This is a genomic window from Streptomyces olivoverticillatus (assembly GCF_014203555.1).
In the GTDB taxonomy this organism is placed as follows: domain Bacteria; phylum Actinomycetota; class Actinomycetes; order Streptomycetales; family Streptomycetaceae; genus Streptomyces; species Streptomyces olivoverticillatus.
Genome location: NZ_JACHJH010000003.1, coordinates 677,482 through 695,580, shown reverse-complemented (window position 1 = coordinate 695,580; position 18,099 = coordinate 677,482). Strand labels below are relative to the sequence as shown.

The window sequence follows — 18,099 nt, the reverse complement described above, 5'->3', positions numbered from 1 at the left end:
TGCTGCGTCACTTGGCTACTCTTCCTTGTCTGACGGGTTGTCACTGGTCGGCCGCCCCTGGTCCGGCACCGGCATCTCCCCGTTGATGCCGCTGGTGAAGGCGGCGAGCCACAGTCCGGGCTGTACGGGCGGCTCCTCCGGAGCGGGCGGGGCCGGGGTCCGCTGGGCCGCCGCGGCCCGGCCGAAGGGCAGCGGCGCGGGGCCGCGGCGACGGCGGCGCTGCGGCAGGCCGCTGTCGCCCAGTGGGGGCGGGATGGGGCTGTCCATGATGGGCGCCGCCGACGGCTGGACGGGGATGGAGCCGGGGCGCCGCCGCTTCTTCGCGGGCGGGAGCTTGGGGGCGCGCGCGATGTCGCCGCCGGGGAACTTGCTCGCGGTGATCAGGTTCGGCGGGATGACCAGCACCGCCCGGACCCCTCCGTACGCCGAAGGCCGCAGGGAGACCAGGAAGTCGTAGGTGTTGGCGAGCCGGCTCACCACCGCCAGGCCCAGCCGCGGGGACTCGCCCAGGTCGTCCAGGTCGAGGCCGCCCTCCTTGGAGAGCACCCGGTCGGTGCGGCGGCGGGCCTCGTCGGTCAGGCCTACGCCCGCGTCCTCGATCTCGACCGCGATCCCGGACTGGATGTCCACCGCGGTCAGGTGCACCCGGGTCTGCGGGGGCGAGTAGCGGGTGGCGTTGTCCAGCAGCTCGGCCAGGGCATGGATCACGGGCTCCACGGCGGGGCCGACGACGGCGACGTCCGCCACCGAGTGCAGGTCCACCCGACGGTATTCGAGGATGCGCGACATCGCGCCGCGCAGCACGTTGTAGAGGGGGATCTCGGAGCGCCACTGGCGCCCGGGGCGGGAGCCGCCCAGCACGGCGATGCTGTCGGCGAGCCGGCCGGTCAGGGCGTTGCCGTGGTCCAGGTGGAGCAGGTCGCCGAAGACGTCCGGGTTGTTGCCGTGCTTGTGCTCCATGTCCCGGATGTCGTAGGCCTGTTGGTGCACGATGGCCTGCATCCGGCGGGCGATGTTGACGAACGCACGGTGGGCCGCGTCACGCAGCGCCTCTTCCGCCTGCACGGCTTCGATCACGGACCGGACGATCGAGCGGTGCGCGGCGGCGAAGCCGGGTTCGAGCTCGTGGGCCGGGATGGTGACCCGCACCACCTGGTCGGTGGGGGCACCGTGACGCATCAGCTTGAGCGCTTCGGGCATCACCTCGCGGGCGAAGCGCCAGGTCTCGGCGTCGTGTTGGTCGAGCCGGTACTGCAGCAGGGCCTCGCGCTCGGCGTGGCGGCGGCGCAGCCCGGCGATCACCCGTCCGCGCCGGGCCGCCTCCGAGGCGGCGAGCGCCACTGCCACGGTGGCCGCCGCCCCGCACCAGGCCACCGGCGCGCGCGCCGCCGGGGTCACTTCGAGCACTGCCGTCACCGTGCACACGGCCAGTACCAGAGGGGAGATCAGCCATATGAGAGCGGAGACGGGCCGCCTTGGAGCCGACGAGCCTGTACCAACCATCGAGATCCTCGGAACGCTGGAAGACAGAGGGGGTGTGGGGGCCGGCGCGCGGCATTTTCCGAAGGGGCTCCGGAAAGCGGCGACAGCACAGCACTTGACCGCGGCGGCCCGAAGTCAAGACGGCCCGCTGCGCGACATGGAGCGTAGCTTGTCGCACGGCGCTCCGGCGCGAAGTTGTCATATTCCCGGGATGGGCTGACGAGGGAATTCGAATGGCCTCATAATGGCCCACCCATGATTAAGCGAATGCATTTCCGAACGGCCTGAATGAATGTTCGACCGGGGCGGCGGGTCACGCTCACGGGTGGTACGTCCGCCGAACCCTGCCCCATCCGGTGCCCACGGGGCTAGGCTCGGCCCACCACATCCTCCGGGGAGACATCGCCATGTCGGGGCATCAGCGCGAACGGAACCCATCTGCCGCCCTGTTCGAGCGTGAGCGCGAGCTCGCCGTCGCGGAACAGTCGGTGCGCGGCCTGTGCGGCCAGAGCGGCTCAGGGGACGGCAAACAGAGCGGGCTGCTCCTGTTCAGCGGCGAAGCAGGCCTGGGGAAAACGGCGTTGCTCGCCGAGGTCCGGCGCATCGCCGGCGAGTGCGGCGGCTGTACGGTGCTCTTCGCGCGCGGCAGCGAGTCCGCCGAGACCGTCCCCTTCCACGTCGTCCGCCAGCTCCTCCAGCCCGCGCTCGCCGCGATGTCCACGTCCGCCCGGCAGGAGCTGCTCGGCGGCTGGTTCGACATCGCGGGCCCCGCGCTGGGCATCGCGCCGCCGGTCGGACCGCAGGCCGACCCGCAGGGCGTGCGCGACGGCCTCGACTGGCTGATCACCCAACTCTCCCTTCAGCACAACCCCTTGGTCGTCGCCATCGACGACGCCCACTGGTCGGACCCCGAGTCGCTGGCCTGGCTCACCTCCTTCGCCGTGCGGCTGCGGGAGCTGCCCCTGCTCGTCGTCCTCGCCTACCGGCCCGGCGAACTGCCCGAGCACACTCCCGCGTTCCAGGAGCTGGTGACCGGGCGGGCGGCCCGCGCCGTCGAGCTGCGCGCCCTGACGCCGGAGGCCGTGGCCGGACTGGTGCGCGCGGCCCTCGGCCCCGACGCCGACGATCCGTTCTGCCGCGAGGTCTGGGCCGTCACCGGGGGCAATCCCTACGAGGCCGTGGAGCTGATAGCCAAGGCACAGGACCGGGCGCTCAAGCCGGTCGAGGAATCCGCCGCCCTGCTGCGCGACCTGGGCGCCGCGGCCCGCGGCAGCGGCCTGGTCAACCGACTGGAGCGGCTCGGGAGTTCGGTCATCCGCTTCGCCTGGGCCGCGGCCGTGCTCGGCACCGAGATCCAGCCGGGGCTGGCCGCCAACCTCGCGGGCATGACGCCCGCCGAGGCCGGCGAGAGCGCCGACCGGCTGCGCGAGGCGCGCATCCTCGTCGGCTCCGAGAGGCTGGAATTCGTCCACCCCCTGATCGCCACGGCCGTCTACAAGGCCATCCCGGCCGCCACCCGCACCGCCATGCACGGGCAGGCCGCCTGGCTGTCCGAGGATGCGGGCCTGGGTGTGGCCGTCGCCGCCCGCCACCTGCTGGAGGTCCATCCCGACGACGACCCGCTCGTGGTCAACCAGCTGCGCGCGGCGGCCCGCGAGCACCTCGCGGTCGGCGCCCCGGACGCCGCCCGGCGCTGCCTGGAACGGGCGCTGCGCGAGCCGCCGCCCGAGGAGGACCGCGCCATGCTCCTGTACGAGCTGGGCTGCGCGGCCCTGCTCACCTCGCCGCAGACGACCGTCAACCACCTGCGCGCCGCCCTCGCCCTGCCCGATCTCAGCGACGACCTGCGCGTCGACGCCACGTACCGGCTCTCCCAGGCCTACGCGCACAACAACCAACTGCGCGAGGCCGCCGAGGTGGTGGCCGCCCAGGCCGCCGCCACCCCGCCGGGGCCCGGCCTGATGCGGCTGCAGGCCGCCCGTTACCTGTGGAAGGGCATCCAGGTCGAAGAGGAGGACGCGCACGGCCGCTCCCGTCGGATCGCCGAGCTCGCCCGGCACCTCAAGGGGCGGGACAACGCCGAGCGCGCCCTGCTCGCGCTGCGCGGCTTCGACGGGATGATCCGCGGCGAGAACGCCCTGGAGGTCATCGAGGCCGTGGACCGCGCCCTGGTGGACGGCCGGCTCGCCGAGGGCCTGGGCTGGACCAACACGGAGTGGGGCTTCGAAGTCCCCAGCATCATCGGCATCACCTACGCCTACACCGACCGGCTCGACGAGGCGGGGAAGCTCTTCGACGAGGGCGTGCGCGCCTTCGAGATCTCCGGCTGGAGCGGCGCCCACCTCGCCTTCGCCCACGACTTCCGCGGCCTGGTGTACCGCCGCCGCGGTCAGTTGACCGAGGCGGAGGCGTCCTTGCGCAAGGGGCTGCAGCTGGCCCACCGCCTCGGCCCGGGCCTGCCCATCCAGTGGGACGGCACCTGCATGCTGATCGACACCCTGATCGCCCGTGGTCGGGTGGAGGATGCCCAGGTCGTGGCGGAGGAGAACTCCTTCTATCCGCCCTACTCCCCGGCGATCGTCCTGCCGGACGCCGCCTGCCTGGCCGGGCGGCTGCTGCTCGCCCGCGGCAAGGTGAAGGAGGCCGTCGCCGAGCTCGAGTCCGCGGGGCACCGGCTGCAGGAACGCGGCCGCAACAACACCCTGTGGGCGCCGTGGGCACTGGATCTGGCCGCAGCCATCGCCGACGAGGAGCCCGAGCGGGCCCGTGCCCTCGCCGGCCAGGCCCTCCGGCACGCCCTGCGGTTCGGCACCGACACCGCGATCGGCGAGGCGCTGCGCCGCTCGGCCCCGCTGGCCGAGCCCGCCGAGGGCCTGGCCAAGCTGGAGAAGGCGGTGGAGCACCTGCGCAGGTCGCCCTGTCGCTTCGAGTACGCGGTGGCACTGGTCGACCATGGCACCGCGTTGAAGCGCGCCGGGCGGCGGGAAGAGGCCGCCGCGCGGCTGCGCGCCGGGCTGGCCCTGGCGGAGCGCTGTGGTGCCGACGGGCTGGTGGCCACCGCCCGCGCCGAAGGCGCCGACTGCGGCATCGAGGAGGCCCCGCCCACAGGTTGATGTGTCCGCAGGTTGACGGAAAACAGCCGTCGCGTGCTCAGGAGGCGCGATGGCTCGCTTTCCGGGCGGCGGTCTTTTTCGTGCTCTTCGCAGTGGTGCTCTTCGCGGCAGCGGACTTCGACGTAGCGCTCTTGGCGGCCGCACTCTTTGCGGTGGCGCCTTTCCCCGCGCCGGCCGTGGCCTTTTTGGCCATGCTCTTCTTTGTCGTTCTCTTATTCGATTCCGCGGTTTTCGTGGAGCGGCTTTCCGTGGCCGCCTTCGCAGGGGCCTTTCCCGGTTGCGCCTTCTTGCCCGCCGTGTCGATGGAGGCCTGGAGCGCGGCCATCAGGTCGATGACGTTGTCGGGCGCCCGGGTGACCGCCTTCTTGGGGGCGGGCCGGTGGTCCAGGTGGGCGTGGATGAGCTCGCTCAGGGCCACCTCGTACTCGTCCTCGAGCTGCTCGAAGTCGAAGTCCTCGGAGAGGGTGTCCATCAGGCTCGTCGCCATCTTGAGCTCCTGCGGACGTACGGTGACGGAGTCGGGCGGGGCCAGGTCTTCGGTGGCGCGGATCTCGTCCGGCCAGTACATGGTGTGGACGGTCATCAGCCGGTCGTGGACCCGCAGCAGCGCCAGCGACTCCCGGGTGCGCAGTGCGATCTTGGTGACGGCGACCCGCTCGGTCTGCTTGAGGGTCTCCCGCAGCAGCACGTAGGGCTTGTTGGCGGCCGGCCCGTCGGGCGCCAGGTAGTAGGAGTTCGCCAGCTGGACGGGGTCGATGCGGTCGGCGTCGACGAAGGCCAGGACGTCGATGAGCTTCTTGCTGGGCAGGGGCAGCCCGGCCAGGTCGCTCTGGGTGAGGACCGCGGTGTGGCCCTCCTCGTCCTCGTAGCCCCGGGCGACGTGCTCGTAGTCGACTTCCTTGCCGCAGGCGTCGCAGACCCGCTTGAGGTGAATCCGGCCGCCGTCCTCGTCGTGGACCTGGTGCAGCCTCGTCCCGTGCTCCTGCGTCGCGGCGTACAGGCGTACGGGCACGGACACCAGGCCGAACCCGATGGCACCCTTCCACATGGTCCGCATAGTTTGTTCCCTCCGAGGGGAATTTCTACTTTATGCCCGCTTCTGTGGAGCGGCAGGTGGTGGACGTCGAGGGTCACCGGCTGTCGCTGTCCCACCTCGACCGTCTGCTCTACCCCGCGACGGGGCACACCAAGGCCCAAGTGCTGCAGTACTACGCACGGATCGCCCCCGCGATGCTGCCGCACACGGCCGGCCGCCCGGCCTCCTTCGTCCGCGCCCCCGAGGGGCCCGGGGGCGAGAGCTGGGTGGCCAAGAACCCGCCTCCCGGGGCGCCCGGCTGGGTGCCCCGGGTGCCCGTGCGGCACCGGGAGGGCACCACGGAGCAGGTCGTGGTCGACTCCACCGCGGTGTTGGTGGCGATGGTGAACCTGGGCGCCTACGAGGTGCACGTGCCGCAGTGGACCGCGGCCGCCGGGCCCGACGCCCACGACCGCCTCGTGCTGGACCTCGACCCGGGGCCGGGCGCGGACCTGGTGGTGTGCTGCCGGGTCGCCCAGCGGCTGCGCCAACTGCTCGACGACGACGGCCTCACCGCGCACGCCGTCGTCTCAGGCTCCAAGGGCCTGCACCTGTACGCGCCCGTGCACCCGGCGTCCGGCCGCGCCGTCAGCGGTTACGCCAAGGAGCTGGCCGCCCGCATGATGGGGGAGCACCCGGGCCTGGTGGTGGTCTCCATGGCCCGCGTCGAGCGCCGGGGCAAGGTGCTCATCGACTGGTCGCAGAACGCCAGCGCGAAGACCACCGCCGCGCCGTACACCGTGCGGCTGCGCGAGCGCCCCGACGTCGCCGCCCCGGTCACCTGGGACGAGGTCGTCGCCTGCCGGGACCCGGACGAGCTCGTGTTCGGCCCGGAGGACGTCCTGGACCGCGTCGACACCTACGGTGACCTGCTGGCCCCGCTCGCCGCCGACGCCACCCGCGCCCGCCTCCCGTGAAGGGCCCAGGTCCGAGGGCCACGGTCATTTCGGCCGGGTCCACTCCAGCAGCCGGCCGGCTGTCCAGGTGGTGACGATCCGCTCGGCGGGCACCCCGCACTCCTCGGCCCGGGCGCAGCCGTAGACCTGCCAGTCCAGCTGGCCGGGGGCATGGGCATCGCTGTCGACGGCGAACAGCACCCCCGCCTCCAGGGCCTGGCGCACCAGCCTGCGCGGCGGATCGAGACGCTCCGGGCGGCTGTTGATCTCCACGGCGGTCCCGAACCGCGCGCACGCGGCGAAGACCATGGCCGCGTCGAACTCCGACTCGGGCCGCTTCTTGCCCGCGGAGAGCCGGCCGGTGCAGTGCCCCAGGACGTCCACGAGCGGGCTGGCGACGGCCGACACCATGCGGCGGGTCATGCTCTCGGCGTCCATCCGTAGCTTGGAGTGGACCGAGGCCACCACCACGTCCAGCCGCTCCAGCAACTCGGCTTCCTGGTCGAGCGACCCGTCCGCCAGGATGTCGCACTCGATGCCCGTCAGCAGCCGGAAGCCGTCCCCCAGCTCCTCGTTGACCTCGGCCACCACGTCGAGCTGGGCGCGCAGCCGTTCCGGGGACAGCCCGCGGGCGATCGTCAGCCGTGGCGAGTGGTCGGTGAGCACCGCCCACTCGTGCCCGAGCGCGCGGGCGGTCCGGGCCATCTCGTCGATCGGGCTGCCGCCGTCCGACCAGTCGGAATGCAGATGGCAGTCGCCCCGCAGCGCCGCCCGCAGGGCCTCGCCGCCCTCGGTCAGCGGCCCGCCCGCCTCCTCTTCCAGGCGGGCCAGATAGCCGGGCACCGCGCCGCCGACGGCCTCTTCGACGACCCGCGCGGTCTTGGGGCCGAGCCCCTTGAGCTCCGTCAGGGAACCGTTCGCGGCCCGTCGCCGCACGTCGTCCTCCGGCAGTGCACCGACCACGGCGGCGGCCGTGCGGAACGCCTTCACCCGGTACGTCGGCTCCTGCACGCGCTCCAGCAGGAACGCGATGCGCTCCAGTGCCTCCACGGGCCCCATGGCACCCACCTCCACACCCCTACCGTGGCTCACCGCACGGCGGCCCGCACGTGTTCCGTCCGCCCCCGGCCTGGGCAGGTCACTTCCGGCGCCGCCCGGCGCCGGGACGAGGGAGGCATGCCATGGGCGACGCCCACCACAGCGGCGGCACCGGACACCGGCCGAGCCGGGCCCTGGTGCTCGGCGGCGGGATGACCGGAATGCTGGCGGCGTCCGTCCTCGCGGACCACGTGGACGAGGTCGTGATCGCCGACCGGGACCGGATGCCCGACAGCGCCCGCCCGCGCAAGGGCCTGCCGCAGGCCCGTCACGCGCATCTGCTGATGTCCGGCGGCGCCCGCACCGTCGAGTCGCTGCTGCCCGGCATCACCGAGCGCTGGCTGGCCGCCGGGGCCCGTCGCATCGGGCTGCTGACGAACCTCGTCTCCCTGTCGGCGCAGGGCTGGGTGCCCCGGATCCCCACCGAGCACTTCACCATCGCCTGCAGTCGCGACCTGCTGGACCTGGTCGTGCGCGAACGGGTCCTCGAACACCCGCGGATCACGCTGCGCGAGGGTACCGAGGTCCGGGCGCTCAGCGGTGACGCCCGGCGGGTCACCGGTGCCGAGCTCGGCCGGGCCGGGGCCGGTGAGAGCGAGCACCTGGCCGCGGACCTGGTCGTCGACGCCACCGGCCGCGGTTCGCAGGCGCCGTGCTGGCTGGCGCGGCTGGGCCTGCCCGCGGTCCGCGAGACGACCGTGGACTCGGGGCTGGTCTATGCCACCCGGCTCTTCCGGGCGCCGCCTGGCTGCGAGGACTTCCCCGTCGTCAACGTGCAGCCCGAATCCGGCCCGTCCCGGCCGGGGCAGGGGCTGACCCTGTACCCCATCGAGGGCGGCCGCTGGCTCGTCACCGTCTCCGGCACCCGGGGTGGCGAACCGTCCGGCCGCGCCGAGGAGTTCGAGCCGTTCGCCCGTGGCCTGCGGCATCCGCTCGCCGCGGACCTGATCGCCGGCGCCGAGCCGCTCACCGACGTGTATCTCTCCCGCTCGACGGTCAACCGCCGCCGCTACTTCGAGCGGGCGGCCTCCTGGCCCGCGGGGTTCGTCGTCATGGGCGACGCCGTCGCCGCCTACAACCCCGTCTACGGGCACGGCATGTCCGTCGCGGCCATGGGCGCCTCCGCGCTGCGTGACACCCTGCGCGCGTGCCCGCCGACCGACGCCCGGGCCGCCCGCCGGGTGCAGCGCGCGGTCGCCCGTACGGCCGAGGCGGCGTGGACCATGGCCGTCGGTGAGGACATCCAGTACCCAGGTGCCGTGGGGGAGCGGCCACCGGTGGCGGCCCGCCTGGTGCGCGGCTACTTCCAGCGGATGCTCCGCACCTCGACCGTGGATCCGGCGGTGATCCGGGCGCTGATGGACGTCATGACGCTCTCGGCGCCTCCCGCCGCACTGTTCTCCCCAGTGACGGCCCTGCGGGTGCTGCGCGGCCCCGGCGGGCGCCCCCTGCCCGGCCCGACGATCACCGCTGCCGAGCTGGCCCTGGCGGGCCCGGGGCCGCGCTGACGCCCGGGAAGAGCGGCCGGGCGGTGTCTCACGAGCGCCGCAGGGCCGCCGGCGGCAGGAATTCGCGCTCCAGGGTGCGGTGCCACCAGGCGCCGGTCTCCCGCAGCTCCCGCCAGGTGGTGAAGCGGTAGAGGTAGAGCCGGGCCCGGACGTGGGTGGGCGGGGCCTGGGGGAAGGGGTTGTGCCGCAGCAGGCGCAGGGTCGGCGGGTCGTTGGTCAGCAGCCGCTCGACGAACGGCCCGAACCAGTCGCGGGCGTAGGCCGGTGAGATCCCGGCGAACCACATCATCCAGTCGAGCCGCAGGTGGTACGGGGCGTACTGGCGCGGCAGCCGTCGTACGTCGCCGGGCTTGCCCTTGAAGCCGTACTCCTTCCACACCGTCTGCGCGGTGACCTTCTCCTCGTCGGTGCCCTCGACCACCACCTCGTAGCGGCTGCGGTTGATGCTGCCGAAGGCGCCGTAGGTGTTGACCAGGTGGAACGCGTTGAAGGACATGTTCATCCGCTGCTGCCGGGAGAGCAGATTGCGCACCGGCCACCAGCTGAGCACCACCACGAGGACGGTGGCGGCCAGGACCAGGACCTCGTACCACACGGGCGGCGCGCCCAGCGGCGCGTGGGCGGGCAGCGAGAACAGGTCGGCCGCCGCGGATCCGTCGACGGCCGCGAGGGCGAGCACGATCGTCACCCAGTTGAGCCAGGAGAAGTTGCCGGAGGCGACGAGCCAGAACTGGGTGCAGATGATCAGGCCCGCGGCGACGCTCGCCACCGGCTGCGGGGCGAAGAGCCCGAAGGGCACCACCAGCTGGGCGACGTGGTTGGCGGCCGTCTCCACGCGGTGCAGCGGCTTGGGCAGCCGGTGGAAGAACCAGCTCAGCGGGCCGGGCATGGGCTGGGTCTCGTGGTGGTAGTACAGGCAGGTCAGATCGCGCCAGCAGCTGTCGCCGCGGATCTTGATCAGCCCCGCCCCGAACTCGACGCGGAAGAGCAGCCAGCGCAGCAGCCACAGCACGAGCACCGGCGGATCCGTGCGGGCGTTGCCGAGGAAGACGGCGAGGAAACCGGCCTCCAGCAGCAGGGACTCCCACCCGAATCCGTACCAGGTCTGGCCCACGTTGACGATCGACAGGTACAGCACCCACAGCGCGGCCCACATCGCCATCGACGCCCACAACGGCACCGCGTCGGCGGCGCCCGCGACCACCGCGGCCGACAGCAGCGCCCCGCCCCACGCCCAGGCGGCGAAGAAGCGGTCGGAGTAGTGGAGGTGGAAGACGCTGGGCGCCCTGCGCAGTGGCACGTACTCCGTGAAGCGCGGCACCGGCAGTATGCCCCGCTCGCCGAACAGGGCGCGGAACTGCAGGGCCGCCGTGGTGAAGGCGACCAGATAGAGGGCGGCGAGCGCCCGCTGCAGGACCAGACGGCTCAGCCAGTACCCGGACGCCGTGAACCACTCCATGGCGGTATCCGTACCACCCGGACCGCTCCCGACCGTGCAGTCACATCGAAGAAACGGACAAAAAGTGGCAGAGTGGATCTATGGTTGATCGGGGAGCGACGTCCGCCGACGCAGCGCCGCCGGACGACTGGCCGGCTCGCCCCGAGCTGAGTCTCGCCCTCAATCGCATCGGCAGCTTCGACTGGGACATCGACGGCGACCGGCTGCACCTGGACCCCATGGCGCAGGAAGTCCTCGGCGTGCCGCCCGGCACGTCCGTACACCGCGTCGAGGACATCGCCGGGCGGCTCCCGCCGGAGGACGCGGCCCGCGCCGACGGCCTGATCGCCCAGGCCCTCAAGGACGGCAGCGAGGCCTACGGCGTCTACTACCGTGTCCGCACCGGTGACGGCACCACCCGCTGGGCGTACGCGCAGGGCCGCATCCGGCGCGATGCGCAGGGCCGCCCGCACCGCATCATCGGCATCGTCCGCGACGCCACCGAAGAGCTCGGCAGTCCGGTCAGGCCGGAAGCCGACGAGGAGCGCCGCCACCAGACCAGCGTCGTGGAGACGATCACCGCCGCCCTGGCCCACGCCAGCACCGTCCAGGACGTCATCGACTTCTTCAAGGATGCCCAGGCCGTCAAGCACCTCGGCTCCGACCTGCTGGTCCTCGGCCTCGTCGAGACCGGGCGGATCCACCTGGTCGCCGAAGGCCCCTCGGAGCACTTCATCCCCGGCACCCGCTACACCCGTGTCGACGACAACTTCCCCATGAGCGAGGTCATCCGCACCCTCGCCCCGCGCTTCATCGAGTCCCCCGGGGAGTTCGCCGCCTCCTACCCCTGGCTGTGGGAGCGCATCAGGGACATCGGCATCGGCTCCGCCGCCTACCTCCCCCTGATCGCCCACGCCCGCCCCATCGGTGCCCTCGGCCTGCTCTACCGGGACGCGCGCGGCTTCACCCAGCAGGAGCGGAACCTCTTCATCGCCCTGGGCACCAGCCTCGCCCAGAGCATCGCCCGCGCCATGCTCTTCGACCAGGAGCACGACCTCGCCGAGGGCCTGCAGCAGTCCATGCTGCCGCGCCGCATCCCCGACATCCCCGGCGCCCAGATCGCCGTCCGCTACCGCTCCGCCCGGATGGGCCGGGACATCGGCGGCGACTGGTACGACGTGATCCCGCTGCCCGGCGGCCGCGTCGGCGCCGTCATCGGCGACGTCCAGGGCCACGACACCCATGCCTCCGCCGTCATGGGCCAGTTGCGCATCGTGCTGCGGGCCTACGCCACCGAGGGCCACGCCCCGGCCACCGTCATGGCGCGTGCCTCCTCCTTCCTGGAGGAACTGGACACGGACCGCTTCGCAACCTGCACCTACGCCGAAGCCGACCTCTCCACCGGCGTGCTGCAGGTGGTCCGCGCCGGGCACATAGACCCGCTGCTGCGGCACACCGACGGCACCTGCCGGCGGCTGCCCGTCTCCGGCGGACTGCCGCTCGGCCTCTCCGCCGACTTCGGCCACCTCGACTACCCCGTCACGACCGTCGAACTCGACCCGGGCGAGACCCTGCTGCTCTTCACCGACGGCCTGGTCGAACAGCCCGGCTCCGACCTCGACGAAGGCATGCGCCGCCTCATCGGCGCCGTCCGCGACGGCCCCTACGACCTGCACCAGCTCGCCGACCGGCTGTGCAACGTGATCGGCGAGCGCGTCGGCGAGGACGACATGGCCGTCCTCCTGCTGCGCCGGCACGGGCCCGGCGTCCGCGGCGGCGGGCGGCTGCAGCAGCACATCGCCCCCGCCGACCCCGAGGCCCTCTCCGCGGGCCGCCACATGATCCGCGCCGCGGTACGGGCCTGGGGTGCCCGGGAGCGCTCCGACGAGATCGAGCTGGTCGCGGACGAACTGGTCACCAACGCCCTGCTGCACACCGACGGGGCCGCCGTGGTGACCATCCGCATGCTCACCGGACCCGAACGCAGGCTGCGCGTCGAGGTGGAGGACAAGTCCAGCGCGCTGCCGCGCCGCCGCGAGCCCGGCGAGTCGGGCGTTTCGGGCCGCGGCCTGCTGCTCGTCGACCGGCTCGCCGACGTCTGGGGCGTCGAGCCGCGCGGCGGCGGCAAGTCCGTGTGGTGCGAGTTCATCGTCCCGGGCCGGCACGAGGTGGCGGAAGGGACGACCGACGACTGACGGCCCGTGAAAGCTGCACACACCACATAAAATTGCCTCACACCGCCCTTGCCGGGTCCACTGGCCTCTTCGCACCCCGAAGACCTGAAAAGGCCGAAAACCATGTGGACTTCCAGACCCTCCCCATTCCGGCACGGAGCGCTGTTCATCGGCGCAGCGGCCCTGATCGCGCCGACGCTGGTCGCCCTCCAGGCGCCGTCCGCCCAGGCCTTCGGCACCGTCAACACGCTCGGCCAGCACGCCGAACACGAGCGCATCACCCGCGCCGCCCTGGCCTGCGCACCGGGCACCCCCTCCGACGGCAGCTGCTTCGAACCCCGCTCCCTGGGCCAGGTCGCCGGGCACAAGGGCACCTTCGGCGCGGTCGGCGCACCCGACTCCGATGAGGCCGCCACCCCCGAGGCGCACTGCGACAACGCCGACTTCCTCGCCACCCCCGGCTACCCGCGCAGCAGAGAACAAGCCACCCGCCAACTGCTCGCCTGCGTTGCCAAACTGCAGACCCGCTTCCGGGAGGGCGTCGACGCTGCGGGCGGAACCCTCAATTCCGACGGCGGAATTGCCCCCTCCGAAAGCGACCTGAACAAGGACTGCACCTTCACGCTCGGCATACCCGGGCGCAACAAGTGCGAGGCCATCGAGGGCTTCGGCCGCGCCCTGCACGGCGTCCAGGACTTCTACTCGCACAGCAACTGGGCCGACAAGGCCGCGGCCGACCGTCCCCTCGGCACGGCCAACCCGCCCGGCCTCGGCCTGCCCGCGCCCTCCCCGCTCCTCGCCCTCTCGACCGGCCGCCCGCCCCTGGCCTCGGACGTCCCGCGCGACCTGAGCACCGGCTGCTTCTCCCTGGTGCCCCTCGTCTGCGCCAAGCGCGTCGCCCACGGCGACCTCAACAAGGACACCGGCCTCATCGACCCCGTCGCCGGCAGCACCGCCGACCCCACCACCCCCCGCGGCCGCACCGCCGACAACTTCGACCGGGCCGTGCACGGAGCCATCACCGACACCCGCCGCCAGTGGGCCGACTTCCGCACCGCACTCGCCGAGCGCTACGGCAAGAGCCGCGGGGAGACCATCGCTTGCGTCCTCACCCACGACGCACCCGCCCGCGACTGCACACCCCGCTGAGCCGCCCCGGAACCGGAAGAGGCCAAGGTCACAGCCGTTGCCCCTGCTGCCGGGCGCACCCGCTCGCCTAGCCTTCCCCCCATGACGGTCCTGCCTGATGACGGCTTCTCCCTGGCCGCCGAATTCCCGGACGCCACCCGCCAGCAGTGGCAGCGCCTCGTCGAAGGCGTGCTGAGCAAGGCGGGTACCGCGGCCGAGGGTCCGGCGGCCGAGGAAGCGCTGGCCACCGCGCTCGAGGACGGGCTCGCGACCCGGCCGCTCTACACGGCCGAGGATGGCGCGCCCGACCCCGGCCGGCCCGGCTTCCCGCCGTTCACCCGCGGCGGCCGGCCCGAGGGCACGGCCGTCACGGGCTGGGACGTACGCCAGAACCACGCCCGCTCGGAGCCGCGCCGGGCCAACGAGGCCATCCTGGCCGACCTGGAGAACGGCGTCACCTCCCTCTGGCTCACTGCCGGCGAGCGCGGACTGCCCGTCGACGCCCTGCCGGCCGCCCTCGACGGCGTCTACCTCGACCTCGCCCCCGTCGTCCTCGACGCGGGCGCCGAGTTCGAGGCCGCCGCCCGGCAGTTGCTGCGCCTCTACGACGAGCGCGAGCTGCCTCGCACCGCAGCCCTCGGCAACCTCGGCGCCGACCCGCTGGGCACCGCCGCCCGCAGCGGCGGCGACGACCTCGCCGGGCCGCTGGCGGCCGCCGCCGGCCTCGCCGTGCAGTGCGCCCGCGAGTACCCCGGCCTGCGCGCCCTGACCGTCGACGCCCTGCCCTACCACGAGGCGGGCGGCTCCGCCGCACAGGAGCTGGGCGCCTCCCTCGCCACCGGTGTCGCCTACCTGCGCGCGCTCACCGACGCCGGGCTCACCGTCGAAGAGGCCCTGGCCCAGCTGGAGTTCCGCTACGCGGCCACCGCCGACCAGTTCCTGACCATCGCCAAGCTGCGCGCCGCACGGCGGCTGTGGGCCCGCGTCGCCGAGGTCAGCGGCGGCGCGCCCGCGGCCGGAGCCCAGCGCCAACACGCCGTCACCTCCTCGGTGATGATGACCCGCCGCGACCCGTGGGTGAACATGCTGCGCACCACCGTCGCCTGCCTGGGCGCCGGAGTGGGCGGCGCCGACGCCGTCACCGTGCTGCCCTTCGACCACGCCCTCGGCCTGCCCGACGCCTTCGCCCGCCGGATCGCCCGCAACACCTCCACGATCCTGCTGGAGGAGTCCCACCTGGCCCGCGTCATCGACCCGGCGGGCGGCTCCTGGTACGTGGAGCGGCTCACCGACGAACTCGCCCACGCCGCCTGGGAGTGGTTCCGGGAGATCGAGCGCGCCGGGGGGCAGGCCGCCGCGCTGCGCTCCGGGCTGGTCGCCGAGCGCCTCGCCGCCACCTGGGAAGACCGCCGCGCCGACCTGGCCGCACGCCGCGAACCCATCACCGGCGTCAGCGAGTTCCCGCACCTCGGCGAGGAGCCGGTGCACCGGGACCCCGCCCCCGCCGCCCCGGCCGGCGGCCTGCCCGTCGTCCGCCGGGACGAGGCGTACGAGGAGCTGCGGACCCGCTCCGACGCCCACCTCGCCGCCACCGGCGACCGGCCCCGCGCCTTCCTCGCCGCGCTCGGCCCCGCCGCCGCGCACACCGGGCGGCTCACCTTCGCCGCCAACCTCTTCCAGGCCGGCGGCATCGAGCCCGTGCCGTGCACGGCGCCCGAGACCCCCGCGGCGTCCGCCGCGGCGTTCGCCGGCAGCGGCGCCACCGTGGCCTGCCTGTGCTCCAGCGACACGCTGTACGCCGAGCACGCCGAAGCCGTCGCCGCCGCCCTCAAGGAAGCGGGCGCCCGGCAGGTGTTCCTCGCGGGCAGACCGGGGGAGCGGCGCGAAGCCTACCGGCGAGCCGGAGTCGACGAGTTCGTCTTCGCGGGCGGCGACGCGGTCGCCGTCCTCTCCACCGTCCTCGACCGCATGGGAGTGGCGTGATGCGGATCCCCGACTTCTCCGGCATCGAACTGGGCCCGGCCGGCGCCGCCCCCGCCGACCTCGCCCAGTGGCGCACGGCGCTGAAGGAGAGCACCGGCCACCGCGCCGAGGACCTGGTCTGGGAGACCCCCGAGGGCATCGGCGTCAAGCCGCTGTACACCGCCGAGGATCTGGCCGGCGTCGACTTCCTGGGCACCTATCCGGGCATCGCGCCCTACCTGCGCGGCCCCTACCCGACGATGTACGTCAACCAGCCCTGGACCATCCGGCAGTACGCGGGCTTCTCCACCGCCGAGGAGTCCAACGCCTTCTACCGCCGCAACCTCGCGGCCGGCCAGAAGGGCCTCTCCGTCGCCTTCGACCTGCCGACCCACCGCGGCTACGACAGCGACCACCCGCGCGTCACCGGCGACGTCGGCATGGCGGGCGTGGCCATCGACTCGATCCACGACATGCGGCAGCTCTTCGACGGCATCCCGCTGGACCGGATGAGCGTGTCGATGACGATGAACGGCGCCGTGCTGCCCGTCCTCGCCCTCTACATCGTCGCCGCCGAGGAACAGGGCGTACCGCCCGAGAAGCTGGCCGGGACCATCCAGAACGACATCCTCAAGGAGTTCATGGTCCGCAACACCTACATCTACCCGCCGCAGCCCTCGATGCGGATCATCTCCGACATCTTCGCGTACACCTCGCAGAAGATGCCGCGCTACAACTCCATCTCCATCTCCGGCTACCACATCCAGGAAGCCGGCGCCACGGCCGACCTGGAGCTCGCCTATACCCTCGCCGACGGGGTGGAGTACCTGCGCGCGGGCCTGGGCACGGGCCTCGACGTGGACGCCTTCGCACCGCGGCTGTCGTTCTTCTGGGCCATCGGCACGAACTTCTTCATGGAGATCGCCAAGCTGCGCGCGGCCCGGCTGCTGTGGGCCCGGCTCGTCAAGCAGTTCGAGCCCAAGAACGTCAAGTCGCTGTCGCTGCGCACCCATTCGCAGACCTCCGGCTGGTCGCTGACCGCCCAGGACGTCTTCAACAACGTGGCGCGCACCTGCGTGGAGGCCATGGCCGCCACCCAGGGTCACACCCAGTCGCTGCACACCAATGCCCTGGACGAGGCCCTCGCCCTGCCCACCGACTTCTCCGCCCGCATCGCCCGCAACACCCAGCTGCTGCTTCAGCAGGAGTCCGGGACCTGCCGGGTCATCGACCCGTGGGGCGGCAGCGCGTACGTCGAGAAGCTCACCCACGACCTCGCACGCCGCGCCTGGCAGCACATCGAGGAGGTCGAGGCGGCCGGCGGCATGGCCAAGGCCATCGACGCGGGCATCCCCAAGCTGCGCGTCGAGGAGGCCGCGGCCCGCACCCAGGCCCGCATCGACTCCGGCCGGCAGCCGGTGATCGGGGTCAACAAGTACCGGGTCGACAGCGACGAGCAGATCGAGGTGCTCAAGGTCGACAACTCCTCGGTACGGGCCCAGCAGATCGCCAAGCTGCAGCGGCTGCGCGCCGAGCGCGACGAAGCGGCCTGCCAGGACGCGCTGCGCGCCCTGACCGCGGCCGCCGAGTCCGGCCCCGGCGCGGGCCTCGAAGGCAATCTGCTGGCCCTGGCCGTGAACGCGGCACGCGCCATGGCCACCGTCGGAGAGATCTCCGACGCCCTGGAGAAGGTCTACGGACGGCACGCCGGGCAGATCCGTACGATCTCCGGGGTGTACCGCGAAGAGGCAGGAGCGTCGTCCGCAGTGGAGCGAACCCGCGCGCTGGTCGAGGCGTTCGAGCGGGAGGACGGCCGCCGTCCCCGCATCCTGGTCGCCAAGATGGGCCAGGACGGCCACGACCGCGGCCAGAAGGTGATCGCCACGGCCTTCGCCGACCTCGGCTTCGACGTGGACGTCGGCCCGCTGTTCCAGACCCCGGCCGAGGTCGCCCGGCAGGCGGTGGAGGCGGACGTGCACATCGTGGGCGTCAACTCGCTGGCGGCCGGCCACCTCACGCTGGTGCCCGCGCTGCGCGAGCAACTGGCGGAGCAGGGCCGGGAGGACATCGTGATCGTCGTCGGTGGGGTCATCCCGCCGCAGGACGTCCCCACCCTGCTGGAGATGGGCGCCGCCGCCGTCTTCCCGCCCGGCACGGTCATCCCCGACGCCGCCCACGACCTGCTGGAGACCCTCGCCGGGGTCCTCGGCCACGAGCTGTGAGCC

General features: G+C 73.0%; 11 protein-coding genes. 7 read left to right on the top strand and 4 right to left on the bottom strand.

All coding sequences use genetic code 11. The features are described from left to right. Nucleotides 1–15 precede the first annotated feature (15 nt). The gene (locus tag FHS39_RS13815; protein WP_184349612.1) at nt 16–1,503 is read right to left on the bottom strand and encodes an ATP-binding protein; all 1,488 of its coding nucleotides are present in this window, start codon (nt 1,501–1,503) and stop codon (nt 16–18) included. A 386-nt stretch (nt 1,504–1,889) separates the two neighbouring features. On the opposite strand from FHS39_RS13815, the gene FHS39_RS13810 reads away from it, so the two are divergent. Beyond that, the gene (locus FHS39_RS13810) at nt 1,890–4,595 is read left to right on the top strand and encodes an ATP-binding protein (RefSeq protein ID WP_184349611.1); all 2,706 of its coding nucleotides are present in this window, start codon (nt 1,890–1,892) and stop codon (nt 4,593–4,595) included. 37 nt (nt 4,596–4,632) lie between these two features. On the opposite strand, the gene ku is transcribed toward FHS39_RS13810, so the two are convergent. Further along, nucleotides 4,633–5,652 (bottom strand): non-homologous end joining protein Ku, encoded by a 1,020-nt coding sequence (gene ku, locus FHS39_RS13805; protein WP_184349610.1) that lies wholly within the window; start codon nt 5,650–5,652, stop codon nt 4,633–4,635. A 32-nt stretch (nt 5,653–5,684) separates the two neighbouring features. Between ku and ligD the strand changes: the two genes are divergently transcribed. Then, a complete protein-coding gene (gene ligD / locus FHS39_RS13800) occupies nt 5,685–6,587 on the top strand; it encodes a non-homologous end-joining DNA ligase (RefSeq protein ID WP_184349609.1) in 903 nt (300 codons plus the stop codon). A gap of 24 nt (nt 6,588–6,611) precedes the next feature. Here ligD and FHS39_RS13795 read toward each other — a convergent pair whose 3' ends face one another. Continuing rightward, nucleotides 6,612–7,625, bottom strand: coding sequence for a PHP domain-containing protein (locus tag FHS39_RS13795; protein ID WP_184349608.1), 1,014 nt, complete (start codon nt 7,623–7,625; stop codon nt 6,612–6,614). 122 nt (nt 7,626–7,747) lie between these two features. Here FHS39_RS13795 and FHS39_RS13790 point away from each other — a divergent pair, with 122 nt between their 5' ends. Further along, nucleotides 7,748–9,172, top strand: coding sequence for an FAD-dependent oxidoreductase (locus tag FHS39_RS13790; protein WP_184349607.1), 1,425 nt, complete (start codon nt 7,748–7,750; stop codon nt 9,170–9,172). Between the two features lie 28 nt (nt 9,173–9,200). Here the strand turns inward: FHS39_RS13790 and FHS39_RS13785 are convergent, their stop codons facing one another. Further along, nucleotides 9,201–10,631 (bottom strand): lipase maturation factor family protein, encoded by a 1,431-nt coding sequence (locus FHS39_RS13785; RefSeq protein ID WP_184349606.1) that lies wholly within the window; start codon nt 10,629–10,631, stop codon nt 9,201–9,203. 80 nt (nt 10,632–10,711) lie between these two features. On the opposite strand from FHS39_RS13785, the gene FHS39_RS13780 reads away from it, so the two are divergent. The 4 genes from FHS39_RS13780 to scpA all read left to right on the top strand — a co-directional run bounded on the left by FHS39_RS13780 (nt 10,712) and on the right by scpA (nt 18,096). Continuing rightward, on the top strand, nt 10,712–12,805 hold the full coding sequence (locus FHS39_RS13780) for a SpoIIE family protein phosphatase (RefSeq protein WP_184349605.1): 2,094 nt from the start codon (nt 10,712–10,714) through the stop codon (nt 12,803–12,805). A 102-nt stretch (nt 12,806–12,907) separates the two neighbouring features. Next, nucleotides 12,908–13,933 (top strand): CinY protein, encoded by a 1,026-nt coding sequence (locus tag FHS39_RS13775; RefSeq protein WP_184349604.1) that lies wholly within the window; start codon nt 12,908–12,910, stop codon nt 13,931–13,933. Between the two features lie 81 nt (nt 13,934–14,014). Then, a complete protein-coding gene (locus FHS39_RS13770) occupies nt 14,015–15,895 on the top strand; it encodes a methylmalonyl-CoA mutase family protein (protein WP_184349603.1) in 1,881 nt (626 codons plus the stop codon). Then, the gene (scpA, locus tag FHS39_RS13765) at nt 15,895–18,096 is read left to right on the top strand and encodes a methylmalonyl-CoA mutase (RefSeq protein WP_184349602.1); all 2,202 of its coding nucleotides are present in this window, start codon (nt 15,895–15,897) and stop codon (nt 18,094–18,096) included. Before FHS39_RS13770 ends, scpA begins: the two co-directional genes overlap by 1 nt. The last annotated feature ends 3 nt before the right edge of the window (nt 18,097–18,099 follow it).